Raw genomic sequence first — 15655 nt, 5'->3', positions numbered from 1 at the left:
CTACAAATATTATAGAGCCCAGTTTGCTTCTCTCTTTTTTGAATTTCAGTAATTCATTTTGGCAGCGTATACTTTTTGTCTCCAGTCTTTTCAATAAATACCGTAGTTTAGGTATACACATTGAAATTTAACAGATTTTATAACTCTTATAAATTTAGCCTCCTATAAATTTTTAAGAAAGCAATAGAAGGGTTTTGTTCAACGTATAATATATGTGTTTGCCTGATAAAAATTTCTACTTTTTTTGATTTTAAATAAGTATTAGTTTACATTATGGTGTGAATTGGGTTTGATATCTCTTTTGAGGAAGTTGCCTTAGATTTTTCTAATTGTGTTTTATTGTATAGTGTATCTTGCTTGTTTTGAACATAATTTTTTATGACATTTGTCATATTTTCTAGTGACAGAAGCTTCTATCTCCTCTGATTTCAAAAGACTATAATTGTAGTACCAAATGGAGGAAGAAGAGATAAGAAATAAAATGATTATCGCTGTAAGTCTAGTAGCAGCAGGAGTTATGACCTATCTCATGTTTTCGGGATTGGATGAGGATTTCTATCATTTTCCTTGGGAGGTCTTTGCTGGATTTGGAATGATGTCTTGGCTTGTTAGAGAAGGTTTGAAATTAGTCGGAGATGTGAAAAAGGAGTTTGAGGAATGAAAAAAGCGATTATCTATCTCTTTATTGGTCTGTCACTCTTGGTATGGTTGGTAGAAATGTTTACAGGTTGGTTTGATCAAGACTTCCTTTACCAATTCATCCGTGGTGCTTGGGGTTTTGGATTTATGATTTTCGTCGTTTTCCCTATGGGAATGGAGTGATTGAAAGGAGAATATTATGAACATGATTAAGGTACAAGGCTTACATAAAAACATCAAGGGTAAGGCTATTTTGAAGGATATTTCCTTTGAGATAGCTGAAGGTGAATGTGTTGCCATGATTGGGCCAAACGGAGCAGGAAAGACCACACTCTTGGACTGTTTGCTCGGAGATAAATTGGTCTCCAGCGGTCAAGTATCTATTAAAGGTTTACCAGTAACGAGTTCTCAGTTAGACTATACAAGATCCTACCTCCCTCAAGAGAATGTAATCGTTCAGAAACTAAAGGTAAAAGAGTTGATTGCTTTCTTTCAAAAAATTTATCCAAATTCCTTGAGCAATCAGGAAATCGATCAACTATTGCAGTTTGACCAGCAACAGAAAGAGCAATTAGCAGAAAAATTGTCAGGCGGGCAAAAGCGTCTCTTCTCTTTTGTCTTGACCTTGATTGGGCGACCAAAGCTTGTCTTTTTAGATGAGCCAACTGCTGCCATGGATACCTCTACCCGTCAACGTTTTTGGGAAATTGTTCGGGACCTAAAAGCGCAAGGAGTCACCATTCTCTATTCCTCCCATTATATCGAAGAGGTAGAACATACAGCTGACCGGATTTTGGTTTTAAATAAGGGAGAGTTGATTCGTGATACGACGCCTCTAGCTATGCGTAGCGAGGAAATAGAAAAGCATTTTATCCTTCCTCTAGCTTACAAGGAAGTCATTGAGCAGTCTAATTTGGTTGAAAACTGGTCACAAAAACAAGATGCTTTGCAAGTAGTTACACGTGAAGCGGATGCTTTTTGGCAACTGTTAGTGCAAGCAGGATGTAGGATTCAAGAAATTGAAGTCAATAATCGTAGCTTGTTGGATACAATCTTTGAAGAAACACAAAAGGGAGATGACTAAGATGAAACGATGGATCGCACTAAACAAGATAGAATTTCTATTGACCAAACGGCAATCAGTCTATTATTTATTATCAGTAGGGATGCCGACAGCCTTCTATTTATTCTTTTCTGGCATCTACCAGGACACACCTGGTGGACCAGCTAATTTTATGCGTGATTACCTCATCTCCATGACGGCTTTTTCCATGATGTCGACAGCTATCTTTTCATTCCCAGCTGTTTTACATACAGATAAAATCAACAACTGGCAGAAAACATTACGTCATAGTCCTATAAATATGGTAGAATATTATCTATCAAAGATAACAAGTATGCTGGTTGATTATTTGGTTTCAATCTTGGTGGTTTTCTCAGTTGGGCATTTTGTAAGAGGTGTAGAGATGCCTCTAGGAAGCTGGGTTGGGGCTGCGATTTTGCTTATTTTGGGAAGTATTGCTTTTGTAGCGCTTGGCTTGACCTTGACGCTCTTACCAACTAGTCAGCTGATGTCTGTCGTGGGCAATCTTCTTTACCTTGGCTTGGCTGTTTTAGGTGGGCTCTGGATGCCTATCTCTTTATTTCCAGACTGGATGCAAGCAGTCGGTAAGTGTCTCCCGACCTATCAGTTGATGGAGTTACTCAAGACCTTCTTAAACAAGGGTGGCATCAATCTATCAGCCACAGTTTATCTACTTGTTTTTTCAGCAGTTTTATTTGGTTTGACTATTTACCTTCAAGGTCATAAGGAGAATGCTTAATGCTTGAAAGACTGAAAAGCATACACTATATGTTTTGGGCCAGTTTGATTTTTATGCTTTTTCCCATCCTACCTGTAGTGACTGGGTGGCTTTCTGCCTGGCATTTATTGATTGATATTCTATTTGTAGTGGCGTATTTGGGTGTTTTAACAACTAAGAGCCAGCGCCTATCTTGGCTCTGTTGGGTTATCATGCTAGCCTATGTAGCTGGCTATACTGCCTTTGTTGCTGTAAATTATATCTGGTTCTTCTTTTTCCTTGCCAATCTCTTAATTTATCATTTCGGCGTACGTAGTTTTAATTCTTTACATGTCTGGACTTTTCTTCTTGCTCAAGTCCTTGTTGTGGGCCAACTGTTGATTTTTCAGAGAATCGAAGTTGAGTTTCTATTCTATCTACTTGTAATTCTTACTTTTGTCGATTTAATGACTTTTGGATTGGTTCGGATTCGGATTGTGGAGGATTTGAAAGAAGCTCAGGCTAAGCAAAATGCCCAGATAAATCTATTGCTTGCTGAAAATGAACGCAGTCGTATTGGTCAAGATTTGCATGATAGTCTGGGACACACTTTTGCTATGCTCAGTGTCAAGACAGATTTAGCCTTGCAGTTGTTTCAGATGGAGGCTTATCCACAGGTGGAAAAGGAATTAAAAGAAATTCACCAGATCAGTAAGGATTCCATGAATGAAGTGCGAACCATTGTGGAAAATCTTAAGTCTAGAACTTTGACATCCGAACTAGAGACTGTGAAAAAGATGTTAGAAATTGCTGGAATTGAGGTGGAAATAGCTAATCAACTAGATACAGCTAGCTTAACTCAGGAATTGGAGTCAACGGCTTCCATGATTTTGCTTGAATTAGTGACCAATATCATCAAACATGCTAAAGCGTCTAAAGTCTACTTGAAATTAGAACGGACAGAGAAAGAACTCATTCTAACAGTGAGAGATGATGGCTGTGGCTTTACTTCTATAAAGGGGGATGACCTCCATACAGTTCGAGATCGTGTTCTTCCATTTTCGGGAGAAGTAAAGGTAATTAGTTGGAAACAACCGACAGAAGTTCAGGTTCGACTAGCTTATAAGGAGAGAAACTAGATGAAAGTATTAGTCGCAGAAGATCAAAGTATGTTGCGAGATGCCATGTGCCAGTTGCTCACGCTTCAACCGGATGTAGAGTCTGTCTTTCAAGCAAAGAATGGGCAAGAAGCAATCCAACTATTAAAAAAGGCGTCTGTGGATATCGCCATCCTTGACGTAGAAATGCCTGTTAAGACAGGTCTTGAAGTCTTGGAGTGGATACGAGCAGAAAATCTAGAAACAAAGGTGGTTGTGGTGACGACCTTCAAGCGTGCTGGGTATTTTGAACGTGCGGTCAAGGCTGGAGTGGATGCTTATGTATTAAAGGAACGAAGCATTGCAGACCTCATGCAAACCTTGCACACCGTCCTTGAGGGACGCAAGGAGTATTCGCCTGAATTGATGGAAGTGGTGATGACGCATCCCAATCCGTTGACAGAACAAGAAATCGCAGTCTTAAAGGGAATTGCTCAGGGTTTCTCTAACCAAGAAATTGCAGATCAACTTTATTTATCCAACGGAACAGTCCGAAACTATGTCACCAATATTCTTTCGAAACTAGATGCAGGTAATCGAACAGAGGCAGCTAATATCGCGAAAGAATCTGGTTGGTTGTGATACTATCATAACGCGAAAACCATTATGTGTTAAAATTAAAATTATTCAATCAAACAATTTGTAACTTGAGGGGGCTTAGTTTCCTCCTTTTTGTTTCGTCTAAGGTGGTAGCAAGGAGCTAAACCTAGGCTTTCTATGAAATTTTTTCAATCAATCCTCAAAAAACACTTGAAAGTGTTTACAATTAGTGATAGAATGGAATAAGTAAAAATATGAAAACGAAATTTTCACATCTTCACTTTTGTAAGTAGATATAGAGCTTCAATCAGTACCTCTACTTGTAAAAGAATGTGTGAGATAGAAAGGACAGGAAAAGGAATGAATGCAGATGATACAGTAACCATTTATGATGTCGCTCGTGAAGCAGGTGTTTCCATGGCGACGGTCAGCCGTGTGGTCAATGGCAATAAAAATGTAAAAGAGAATACCCGTAAAAAAGTGCTTGAGGTAATTGATCGTTTGGATTATCGTCCAAATGCAGTTGCGCGTGGTCTTGCAAGTAAAAAGACAACCACTGTTGGTGTCGTGATTCCAAATATTACCAATGGTTATTTTTCGAGTTTGGCTAAGGGGATTGATGATATTGCAGAAATGTACAAGTACAATATTGTCCTAGCTAATAGCGATGAAGATAACGAGAAAGAAGTTTCTGTTGTCAATACCCTCTTTTCAAAGCAGGTAGATGGCATTATCTTTATGGGTTATCATTTGACAGATAAAATTCGCTCAGAATTTTCGCGTTCACGTACTCCGATTGTTCTCGCAGGAACTGTGGATGTAGAGCATCAGCTTCCAAGTGTCAATATTGACTACAAACAAGCTACGATTGATGCAGTGACCTACCTCGCTAAAGAAAATGAGCGCATTGCTTTTGTCAGTGGTCCACTAGTGGATGACATCAATGGTAAGGTTCGTTTGGTTGGTTACAAGGAAGCTTTGAAAAAAGCAGATATTCCTTATAGCGAAGGCTTGGTATTTGAATCTAAATACACTTATGAAGATGGCTATGCCTTGGCAGAGCGCTTGATTTCATCAAATGCAACTGCAGCAATTGTAACAGGTGATGAGTTGGCGGCAGGTGTCTTGAACGGTTTGGCTGATAAAGGTGTGTCAGTACCAGAAGAATTTGAGATCATTGCCAGTGATGATTCGCAAGTCTCTCGCTTTACCCGTCCAAACTTGACAACTATTGCCCAACCTCTTTATGACCTTGGTGCCATTAGTATGCGTATGTTGACTAAGATTATGCACAAGGAAGTGTTGGAAGAACGTGAAGTTCTATTATCTCATGGATTAACAGAACGTCGTTCAACACGAAAACGTAAATAGAAAAAATCAGGGAATCGAGAAGATTTCCTGATTTTGTGCTCTTAAACAAGAGATGTTGACTTAATGAATACCATAGAGCGGACTAGGTGGCTGGTTAAAGGCTGCGCAACACACTGCTTTGAGCTTGTAGATGAAACTGATGAAGTCAGCTCAAGTCCCTGTTTTGAGCTTGTAGATAGAACTGACGAAGTCAGCTCAAGTCCCTGCTTTGAGCTTGTGGATAGAACTGACGAAGTCAGCTCAAGTCCCTGCTTTGAGCTTGTGGATAGAACTAACGAAGTCAGCTCAAGTCCCTGCTTTGAGCTTGTGGATAGAACTAACGAAGTCAGCTCAAGTCCCTGCTTTGAGCTTGTGGATGAAACTGACGAAGTCAGCTCAAGTCCCTGTTTTGAGCTTGTGGATGAAACTGACGAAGTCAGCTCAAGTCCCTGCTTTGAGCTAGTAGATGAAACTGATGAAGTCAGCTCAAGTCCCTGTTTTGAGCTTGTAGATAGAACTGACGAAGTCAGCTCAAGTCCTTGCTTTGAGCTTGTAGATGGAAGCTGACGTGGTTTGAAGAGATTTTTCAAGAGTCTTAGCCTTCCATATAGTCTTTCAAATCTTGCCCTGTTAGTCCGGCATTGAGGGCAATGAGGAGTTTCAAGCGGGCTTTTTGGGCGTTGAGTTCTTTAATAAAGAAGACACCAGATTTTTGTAATTGCACGCCCCCACCCTGGTAGGCATAAACAGGTTCTGCTATACCGTTAAAGCATCGTGATACCAGAGCGACTGGGATTCCTTTTTGCAGAAGGTTTTCTAATTTTTGAGCCGTTTCTTTGGGAATATTACCAGCTCCGAAGGCTTGGATAATCAAACCGTCCAAGTGTTCTAAATCCAGCATATCAATCAGCTCATCTGTCATACCAGCATAAGCCGAGATGATAGGCACCAAGCCTTGTATGTAATCAAGATCAAAGCGAACACGAGGTTCAGCTGTTTTAAAGTAGAGGATTTCCTGTTTCATGATGAGACCGAGGGGACCATGTGTTGGGGTCTGGAAGGTGCTGACATTAGTCGTATGTGTTTTGGTGACATACTTGGCAGCGTGGATTTCATCGTTCATAACGACCAAAACTCCTTTGTCAGCAGCCCTGTCATCGCTGGCCACTCGCAAAGCACTCAGATAGTTATAAACACCATCACTACCGAGCTCATTGGAGCTGCGCATGGCTCCTGTTAGAACGATGGGCATGTGGGGAATTTCCATGGTATCAAGGAAATAGGCTGTTTCCTCTAAAGTATCGGTTCCGTGTGTAATCACCACCCCGTCGTAGTTATCTGCTTCCTCTTTCATTTTCTGGTAGAGAGCCAGCATATGTTTGGGTTTGATATAAGGGCTTGGCAGATTAAAAAAGTCCAAGGCATGAACTTGGATTCCTTCAAGTGGGTTGGACACATGATTCATAGGATTATCTGAACTCGTCACAACAGCGCCAGAAGCATCGGCCTGCATGGAAATAGTCCCACCCGTATGTAAAACAAGGATTTTCTTAGGCATGATTTACTTACTCTTTCTGAAATGTGGTATAATCATTGTATCACAAAAGGGGAGATTGGGATAGGATGGAAGTCAAAGCTGTTTTTTTTGATATCGATGGAACACTAGTCAACAATCGCAAGAGTGTTTTGAAATCCACTAGGGACGCGATTAAGATTGTTAAAGAACAAGGGGTGCTTGTCGGTGTAGCGACAGGACGAGGACCTTTTTTTGTTAAGGAATTGATGGACGATTTGGACCTGGATTTTGCGGTAACCTATAATGGCCAGTACATCTTTACTAAAGACAGAGTCTTGTTCACGAGCCCTATTTCCAAGTTGCACTTGCGCCATCTAATTAGCTATGCTAAAAAAGAGGGGAAGGAGATTGCCCTAGGGACCAAGGATGCCATGCTGGGTTCTAAAATCATGTCCTTTGGTCTGGGTTCTTTTTCCCAACGAATCAGTCGCTTCGTTCCCTCTGTCTTAACCCGGACGGTGAGTCATTCCTTTAATCGTATGGTCAGCAAGGTTGTTCCTCAAAAGGAAGAAGACCTGCTTCACCTGATGAATCAGCCTATCTACCAAGTTTTGATGCTGATGACGCCAGAAGAATCTGAGAAGGCGGCAGCTGATTTTGAAGACTTGAAATTGACACGTAGCAATCCTTTTGCTGCGGATGTCATCAATCAAGGAAACTCTAAATTGGAAGGCATTCGACTAGTCGGGAAAGAATATGGCTTTGACCTCAATCAAGTGATGGCCTTTGGAGACTCGGACAATGACCTAGAAATGTTGGCGGGTGTCGGTATGTCTGTGGCTATGGGAAATGGTAGTAGCAGTGTCAAGGAAGTTGCCAAGCACATTACCACCAGCAATCAGCAAGACGGAATCCACAAGGCCTTGGAACATTTTGGTGTTTTGGCTTCAGAAAAAGTCTTTGTCAGCCGTGACTATCATTTCAATAAGGTCAAGACCTTCCACCATATGATGGATGAACGAACTCAAGAAGAACCTCGAGCTTGGGATTTAGAAGGTGCAACCCATAGGGCTGGCTTTAAAATAGAAGAATTGGTGGAGTTTGTTCGAGCAGCCAGTCCTTCTGAAGAGGACTTTGGTCAAGCTCTATCGCAACTTCATCAAGCTCTTGATAAGGCGGCAGATAAAGTAGCCAAGAAGACGCCTGCCCAGCAAGATTTGATAGGGCAAGTGGATGCCTTGATTGACACGCTTTACTTTACCTACGGTAGTTTTGTCTTGATGGGGGTGGACCCAGAACGTATTTTTGACATTGTCCATCAGGCTAATATGGGGAAAATTTTTCCAGATGGCAAGGCTCATTTTGATTCAGTGACCCACAAAATCTTAAAACCAGATAATTGGGAAGAAAAATATGCTCCAGAACCTGCTATTAAAAAGGAACTGCAGCGCCAGCTCAAGGCTTATGAGCGTCATAAAGAGAGAAATAATACTCAATGAAANNTTTGAGGTTGCAGATGGAAGCTGACGTGGTTTGAAGAGATTTTCGAAGAGTATAAACAGTAAACAAAAAGTAAACAAAAAGGAGCTGGGGGCTCCTTTTTATTTACGATTATAAGGTTTTCTCTTGTTCTCTCACCACCAGCAAATCGACCTTAGCATGGCGGAGGATGTATTCAGATGAAGAGCCGACCAAGAGGCGTTCAAAGGCGTTGAGACCGGTTGCGCCAAGGAGGATGAGGTCCACTTCTTCAGTATCGGGAATAGTACGTGCTAGTAGGGTCTTTGGATTTCCCATTTCAATGACGATATGAACATCTGCCACACCAGCATCTTTAGCACGTTTTTCGTACTCTTTCATCAGACTTCCAGCGTCGACTTGGAGTTGTTCGTAAACTTCAGCATCAAAGGTGGATACGCTTTGGAGAGCGCGTGTGTCAATGACATGGGCGATGGTGAGTTTAGCGTCGTTTCGTAGAGCAGAATGAACTCCCTTGACAAAAGCCAAGTCTGCTTCCTTAGAACCATCGATTGCGACCATGATATTTTGGTAACGTTGTGCCATAATGAAACCTCCTGAAATTTTCTTACTATCATTGTAAACCTTTTCACTATAGAAGTAAAGCAAAAAAAGTATTTTTCAAAAAATAGTAGCGCTTGACATATACATGTATATATGTTAAAATATATAAAAAAGAGTGAGAGTGAAGATAGAATAGATTGGAGAGGAGTGGTTATGAAAAACTCTTTTCAAAAATCAAAAAAAATAAATTTCCTTTATTATGGAATCATCTTAGCTTCGGTCTTGGTAGAAGTAATCATGATTTGGCAATTAGAGAGTCTGGTACCGCTTCTTTATCCAGGTTTTGTTGGCTTTTTAGTCTTTCATGTATTCTACCATCTGATATTATTCCTAGTCGCTAAAAGAAGTGGTCGCTGGGATCACTTGATGATATGGGGGCTCTTCCTCATGTTCAATCTTCTCTATGACTCTTTTCTAGGCTTGCTTTTTCTAGGTTTATCTTTTGGTATGTGATATGTCTTTCGCAAAATACCTGCTATCTCCCCTGTCTTGACCTCGCTTTTAGTGAGGTTTTTCTTCTGTAGGATTTTAGTAACACATTTCAGTAAACTTGTCGCATTCTCTTTCTAGTGGTATAATGTTACTATCTCGATGAATTGAGGAAACAAGATGAAAGAATATAACAAATCTAGTAAGTTAGAGCATGTTGCTTATGATATCCGTGGCCCTGTTTTGGAAGAAGCCATGCGGATGCGAGCAAACGGAGAAAAGATTTTACGTCTGAATACAGGAAATCCAGCAGAATTTGGTTTTACAGCGCCAGACGAGGTCATTCATGACTTGATTATGAATGCGCGTGATAGTGAAGGTTATTCTGACTCCAAAGGGATTTTCTCAGCCCGTAAGGCCATCATGCAGTATTGCCAGTTGAAGAAATTCCCAAACGTAGATATTGATGATATTTACCTTGGAAATGGTGTCAGTGAACTGATTGTCATGTCCATGCAGGGGCTTTTGGACAATGGAGATGAGGTCTTGGTGCCAATGCCAGACTATCCTCTCTGGACAGCTGCTGTCAGCCTAGCTGGGGGAAATGCCGTTCACTATATCTGCGATGAAGCTGCAGAATGGTACCCAGATATTGCGGATATCAAGTCAAAAATCACTTCCAATACCAAGGCAATCGTCCTTATCAATCCAAACAACCCAACTGGAGCCCTTTATCCGAAGGAACTCTTGCTGGAGATTATTGAGATTGCCCGTCAAAACGACTTGATCATCTTTGCGGACGAGATCTATGATCGCATGGTCATGGATGGGCATGTGCATACGCCTGTGGCCAGCTTGGCACCGGATCTCTTCTGTGTCAGCATGAATGGTCTGTCAAAATCGCATCGTATCGCTGGTTTCCGTGTCGGTTGGATGGTTCTGTCTGGCCCTAAGACACATGTTAAGGGCTATATCGAAGGGCTCAATATGCTGTCCAATATGCGCCTTTGCTCTAACGTTTTGGCTCAACAAGTCGTCCAAACCTCCTTGGGTGGTCACCAATCAGTCGATGAATTACTCCTTCCTGGTGGACGAATCTACGAGCAAAGAAACTTCATCTACCATGCCATTCAGGATATTCCAGGTTTGTCTGCCGTTAAACCCAAGGCGGGTCTCTATATCTTCCCTAAAATCGATCGTAATATGTACCGTATCGATGATGATGAGCAGTTTGTCCTTGATTTCTTGAAGCAGGAAAAGGTGCTCTTGGTTCATGGGCGAGGCTTTAATTGGCAGGAACCAGACCACTTCCGTATCGTTTACCTTCCTCGTGTCGAGGAACTAGCCCAAATCCAAGAAAAGATGACTCGTTTCTTAAAACAGTATCGCAGATAGGGCTTACATCAGAAAAAGCTGGAAACATTTGCCTAGAGCTATTGACAAAAGTGACAGAATCAGATAGAATGGTAAGGTATGTTTAGTAACTGATCACTTTATAGCCGGCTAAACGAATACAAAATCTATGAGGAGGTATTCATCGTGAAACGTACTTATCAACCAAGTAAACTTCGTCGTGCGCGCAAACACGGATTTCGTAACCGTATGTCAACTAAAAATGGTCGTCGCGTATTGGCAGCTCGTCGTCGTAAAGGACGCAACGTTTTAGCTGCCTAATCCAAACCAAGGACAAGGAAAGTCAGTAGGAACTCGAGTCTACTGGCTTTTTTTGTGCTTAAAAATAGGTGCAAGAGTAGATGAACCCGGTGTCAAAAATAGACTAGCTTGAAGCTAGGAAAGTAGATAGCGACTGATAAAACAGTTTTAGAAATTGCTTTGCATTTCCTGATCAATCTGTTGCGTTTTTATTTCCTTTCGCTATAGATCTGTTTGCTAAAGGAAGGGCTCGTCATAAGCTATAGTAGATTGAAACTAGAATAGGACTCCTCTACTACTTCTAAAACATTGTTAGAAATTGATTTGACTGTCTTGATCGATTTGTCCTTTTCTTGTTTCATTTCACTATAGTTGAATCCTCTCATTTTTAGGAGGGCTGGGTGGCTAACTTCATTATAGAACTTTCAGTGGGATTCAGCGATGAAAAAAATGATAAAAGTGTCAGGATAAGTGTTGACTAATTTTATCAAAGTGGTATAATGTAGCTGTGATAGCTGTGATAGCTGTGATAGCTGTGATAGCTGTGATAGCTGTGATAGCTGTGATAGCTGTGATAGCTGTGATAGCTGTGATAGCTGTGATAGCTGTGATAGCTGCGATAGCTGTGATATTATAGTTGCTTGAGGCTTAAGGGTGACCTCGTATCATCTCCTATCGTTTACTCACTAGTAAGAATCACGGTGCTGTTTCTAGCTTCACTCTCTGAAGGAGTGGGAGTTGGGAAACTTATTTTTTATTATATCATTAGTCTTCTTAAGGAGGTAACATGGAAGATAAATCGAATTCACTCAGTAGGGTAAAGCGCCATCAACGTGAAAAAGTCTTGCGCTTCTCTATTCGTAAATATAGCTTTGGTGCAGCTTCTGTTGCGGTTGCGGCTCTTATGTTTATGGGGGCCAACGTTGTGAGTGCAGATAGCCCAAGCCAAAACACGTCGTCATCTACTACTGGTCTAGCTAGCCCGAAAGATGGGGAGCAGTCGTCTGAAGCAGGGCAGGCAAGGAATGAAAATCAAGCCGAAGTAGCCAGTGAGCCTTCAGCAAATAACGAAGCTCAACCTGCTGAAGAGAAAGCTGCTACAGTTGATAGCAGCCGCTTGAGCAAGCTAGTGGAAGAGGTAAGTGCTCTTCTTTCTACCGACTCGAAGCACGATTCTTCAGTTGTAAGTCCTATTAAGGAGCGACTTCAAAAGGGGAAAGAATTATTAGCCCGTGCTGATGCAGGTCAAGGGGAGCTTGACAGTCTTGCTGAGGACTTGGAAAAGGACTTGGCAGTCTTATCAAGATCTTCTAAAGAAGAAAGTCAGCCGCAGGGAAGTGAATCAGCGGATAAAAATGCCTCTTCTGAAAGGAGCGACCATAAGGAGGAGGGTTCAGACAGGGCTGCTTCTGCATCTGGAGCAGAAGATAAACCTAAGAGATCTAGAAGATCTAGGAGGGCTCTGGAATCTATCCCGAATACTATCAATGAAGGTGCTTTGTCTGATGTAAGATACTTTGCTTCTGTTGATCCAAAGACTAACAATGGTAAAAATACAAGAAATGATGATGAAGATTTCACTAGAAATAAGACAGTAATCCGTGCAAGGTATCAAGAAGAAGGTGGACAAAAATGGATGGTCTACGATGTCTTCTTCAATAACGATGGACGGCAACTGGTGGACAGGTCATACCAGCAACAGTATTATTTCCAAGCTCCGTTTAATATCATGCATGATTCTAACACGGTAAAAGATTTGAGTTTCACTCGATACTCTAAACAGGGTGGATACAGGCTTTCTGATGGGAATGCAGGATTTCAACAATATGGAAACACAGCCAAAATCGATCGTCCGTGGAATCAAAAAGAGTATATCTTTGATAATGATTATATCAGTTTGTATGATCCACGTTCAGGGGTATATCGAGACAATCAACGCTGGACTGTATTCAGGCACAACCAAAACGATACTTTTCTAAATGCTCTTACAAGAAAAACAGACGGTAAGTATCCGAATGCATCATATTATTTGGGAATTAAGGTTGGAAAACAAAGTTTGTCGCATGCTGTCCATATGCATGCGAAGATTAGACTTAAAGACAATGTGACTGAGGAGGAGGCAGCTAAATACGGTCATGTCTACGCAGCCACGACAACATTCGGACCTACTACTCAGCAGTCATATATTGTGGGGGCAATGGGTGCTAGGTTAGAGACGACCACAGAGGCAGAAACCTACCCTATCAAAGGTAGTTCACACACCAAAACGGTGGGAGATAGTCTTAAAGATACCAATAATCCTGTAGGTGATGGCTATATCACTTCAAAAAGTGGTAAAGACTTCCCGCCAAGAATGGCTTGGAGCTGGAAAGACAATCGTAAACCAAGTACAGCTCAAGCTGGAGTCTTTACTTATAAAGTAATCGCTACCTACAAAGATGGTTCATCATCAGAAAATACCAACTCAGGTTCAGATGGAACAGTTACATTAAACGTTAGACCTAAAAAACCGACTATTACAACAAGTGTTGCCAACAAAAAAGGCTTAACAAATCAACAAATTACGGTTAATGTTGGAAGTGGAGTAAAGGATGGCTCGATAGTGAAACTTTACGATGGAGATAAAGTCATCGGAGAAGGTAGAACACAAGGTCAAACCGCAGTGGTTACTGTCACAGACGCTTTACCTGGTTCTCCTATTACTGCTGAAACCATTGTTGACAATGGTGGAACAGTGACTTCAGAACGAAGTGAGGCTGTAACACCGACAGAAGCACCAGACACACAAGCCCCAACCTTGACCATCACACCAGCAAGCCAAACGGTAACAGAAGGTCAAGAGGTAACATTTACAGTTACAGCGACGGATGACAAGAAGGCTAAGCTGGATGTTAGTGATATACTAAAAAAATATGGTGATAGATTTAACACGGGGAAAGCATTTGTAGACGCCTCAGGAACCACAGATACTAATCAAATCAGAAAAATCACCCTTAAAGCACTACCAGAAGATATCGGCACACATACAATTACCTTCAAGGCTACTGATGATGCAGGACACTCAGCACAACCTGTGACCTTTACCTTTACTGTCACAGCTGGTGATAAGACGGGTCCAACCATTACAGCAGCAGATGCTACAGTAACTAAAAACGAACCAATTACTCCAATCCCTGTAACGGCTGTAGATAATACAGGTGGTGTTGGCTTGCGTGATAAAGATCCAATAGAGGTAAGCAATTTACCAAAAGGATTAAAATATGAAAATGGCAACATTACAGGTACACCGACAGGAAATCCGGGTACATCTCGCGTCACTATTAAAGCCTATGATAAGAACGGAAATGTTACTACAAAGACAATTGATATTGTAGTACAAGCGCAAAAAGACAAGTATAATCCAGTAGGCGAACCCCTAACAGTAAACCAAGGACAAACCATTTCAGATGATGCAGTAAAAGCAAAAGTGAAAAACGTTGGTCCAGGAACACTAACAGTACAAAGTAAACCAACTTCAACAAACAGAGCCGGTTCAGCTGGAAATGCAGTTGTAAAAGTTACTTATCCAGATGGATCAAGTGAAGAAGTGACAGTTCCAGTCACTGTAAAAGACGTAACAGGGCCAACTATTACAGCAAATGGAGCGACTGTTACCAAAAATGAACCAATCAGTCCAATCAAAGTAACCGTAGCGGATAATGAAGGCGGACGAGGCTTACGTGAAAAAAATCCAGTAGAAGTAACAGGTTTACCAGCAGGCTTGACTTATAAGAATGGTCAAATTACAGGTACACCAACAGGAAATCCAGGTGCATCCCAAGTAACTATTAAAGCCTATGATAAAGATGGTGCAGTTGCGACAAAAACAATCACCATTACTGTTCAGGATCAAGCTTCTAAGTACAATCCAAAAGGAAAAGACCAAACAGTTTCTAAAAATGCGGTTCCTGCAGCAGCTGATAGTATCAGTAACAAGCAAAACCTACCAAAAAACACTAGCTATCGCTGGAAAAAAACTCCAGATACTAGCCAAGCTGGAAAAACTGTATCTGCAGTGGTCATTGTGAGCTATCCAGATGGATCAAGTGAAGAAGTAGCAGTTAAGGTTAAGGTATCAAATTCTCTAGGCGGTACAGTTACAGCACCATCAGCGGTTAAGGAGAAAACACCAGTTACTCCAACTACAGTTGTAACAGCTAACAAGCCAGGTTCAACCATTACAACAGACAAGCCAGTTAATGGATTGACAGTTGACGGCGAAGGCAAGTTAACAGGTACACCAACTGTTACTGATTGGGGCAAAGACGAAGAAGAACGTAAGATTACTATTCCAGTCAAAATTAAGAATGGTAAAGATGAAGTAACCGTCAGCGTTCCAGTAACTATCCAACGTGATACAGATGGAGATGGTATTCCAGATGTAACGGATCCAGATGATGACAACGATGGTATCTCAGATGCAGATGAAAAAGCAAATGGAACAGATCCAAAAGTTGCAAATTCTCTAG

General features: G+C 41.3%; 15 protein-coding genes. 13 read left to right on the top strand and 2 right to left on the bottom strand.

Annotated features, from left to right (window positions below; translation table 11 throughout):
• The first annotated feature begins 454 nt into the window (after positions 1 to 454).
• The 8 genes from HT703_RS04375 to HT703_RS04340 all read left to right on the top strand — a co-directional run bounded on the left by HT703_RS04375 (position 455) and on the right by HT703_RS04340 (position 6034).
• On the top strand, positions 455 to 661 hold the full coding sequence (locus tag HT703_RS04375; protein ID WP_007284993.1) for a hypothetical protein: 207 nt from the start codon (positions 455 to 457) through the stop codon (positions 659 to 661).
• Positions 658 to 822 carry a hypothetical protein gene (locus tag HT703_RS04370; protein ID WP_000709172.1) on the top strand — a complete coding sequence of 55 codons (165 nt, stop codon included), beginning with the start codon at positions 658 to 660 and terminating at the stop codon, positions 820 to 822. Before HT703_RS04375 ends, HT703_RS04370 begins: the two co-directional genes overlap by 4 nt.
• A 16-nt stretch (positions 823 to 838) precedes the next feature.
• Positions 839 to 1723 (top strand): ABC transporter ATP-binding protein, encoded by an 885-nt coding sequence (locus tag HT703_RS04365; RefSeq protein WP_001055983.1) that lies wholly within the window; start codon positions 839 to 841, stop codon positions 1721 to 1723.
• Position 1724: 1 nt separating this feature from the next.
• The gene (locus HT703_RS04360; protein ID WP_000832832.1) at positions 1725 to 2462 is read left to right on the top strand and encodes an ABC transporter permease; all 738 of its coding nucleotides are present in this window, start codon (positions 1725 to 1727) and stop codon (positions 2460 to 2462) included.
• Positions 2462 to 3559 carry a sensor histidine kinase gene (locus HT703_RS04355; RefSeq protein WP_000893536.1) on the top strand — a complete coding sequence of 366 codons (1098 nt, stop codon included), beginning with the start codon at positions 2462 to 2464 and terminating at the stop codon, positions 3557 to 3559. Before HT703_RS04360 ends, HT703_RS04355 begins: the two co-directional genes overlap by 1 nt.
• Complete coding sequence (locus HT703_RS04350) at positions 3560 to 4159, top strand: response regulator transcription factor (RefSeq protein ID WP_000866713.1); 600 nt, start codon at positions 3560 to 3562, stop codon at positions 4157 to 4159.
• A 318-nt stretch (positions 4160 to 4477) separates the two neighbouring features.
• A complete protein-coding gene (gene ccpA / locus HT703_RS04345) occupies positions 4478 to 5488 on the top strand; it encodes a catabolite control protein A (protein ID WP_000990604.1) in 1011 nt (336 codons plus the stop codon).
• A gap of 63 nt (positions 5489 to 5551) precedes the next feature.
• The gene (locus HT703_RS04340) at positions 5552 to 6034 is read left to right on the top strand and encodes a hypothetical protein (protein WP_079252988.1); all 483 of its coding nucleotides are present in this window, start codon (positions 5552 to 5554) and stop codon (positions 6032 to 6034) included.
• Between the two features lie 28 nt (positions 6035 to 6062).
• Here HT703_RS04340 and HT703_RS04335 read toward each other — a convergent pair whose 3' ends face one another.
• Positions 6063 to 7025 (bottom strand): asparaginase, encoded by a 963-nt coding sequence (locus HT703_RS04335; RefSeq protein ID WP_079252989.1) that lies wholly within the window; start codon positions 7023 to 7025, stop codon positions 6063 to 6065.
• A gap of 65 nt (positions 7026 to 7090) precedes the next feature.
• On the opposite strand from HT703_RS04335, the gene HT703_RS04330 reads away from it, so the two are divergent.
• Positions 7091 to 8482, top strand: a complete 1392-nt coding sequence (locus HT703_RS04330) for a Cof-type HAD-IIB family hydrolase (protein WP_138699958.1) — start codon at positions 7091 to 7093, stop codon at positions 8480 to 8482.
• A 112-nt stretch (positions 8483 to 8594) separates the two neighbouring features.
• On the opposite strand, the gene HT703_RS04325 is transcribed toward HT703_RS04330, so the two are convergent.
• A complete protein-coding gene (locus tag HT703_RS04325) occupies positions 8595 to 9047 on the bottom strand; it encodes a universal stress protein (RefSeq protein WP_079252991.1) in 453 nt (150 codons plus the stop codon).
• Positions 9048 to 9218: 171 nt separating this feature from the next.
• On the opposite strand from HT703_RS04325, the gene HT703_RS04320 reads away from it, so the two are divergent.
• The 4 genes from HT703_RS04320 to HT703_RS04305 form a co-directional block, all read left to right on the top strand.
• The gene (locus HT703_RS04320) at positions 9219 to 9518 is read left to right on the top strand and encodes a hypothetical protein (RefSeq protein WP_000797857.1); all 300 of its coding nucleotides are present in this window, start codon (positions 9219 to 9221) and stop codon (positions 9516 to 9518) included.
• Positions 9519 to 9674: 156 nt separating this feature from the next.
• Positions 9675 to 10889, top strand: coding sequence for a pyridoxal phosphate-dependent aminotransferase (locus HT703_RS04315; protein WP_079252992.1), 1215 nt, complete (start codon positions 9675 to 9677; stop codon positions 10887 to 10889).
• Between the two features lie 144 nt (positions 10890 to 11033).
• Positions 11034 to 11168 (top strand): 50S ribosomal protein L34, encoded by a 135-nt coding sequence (rpmH, locus tag HT703_RS04310; RefSeq protein ID WP_000831907.1) that lies wholly within the window; start codon positions 11034 to 11036, stop codon positions 11166 to 11168.
• 766 nt (positions 11169 to 11934) lie between these two features.
• On the top strand, positions 11935 to 15655 hold a 3721-nt coding region (locus tag HT703_RS04305; protein WP_172929948.1), incomplete at its 3' end, for a Rib/alpha-like domain-containing protein.

This window comes from Streptococcus sp. 3874 (assembly GCF_013276425.1).
Taxonomy (GTDB): Bacteria; Bacillota; Bacilli; order Lactobacillales; family Streptococcaceae; genus Streptococcus; species Streptococcus pseudopneumoniae.
The sequence above is the reverse complement of the archived record's forward strand: the minus strand, read 5'-3'. Positions and strand labels throughout refer to the sequence as shown.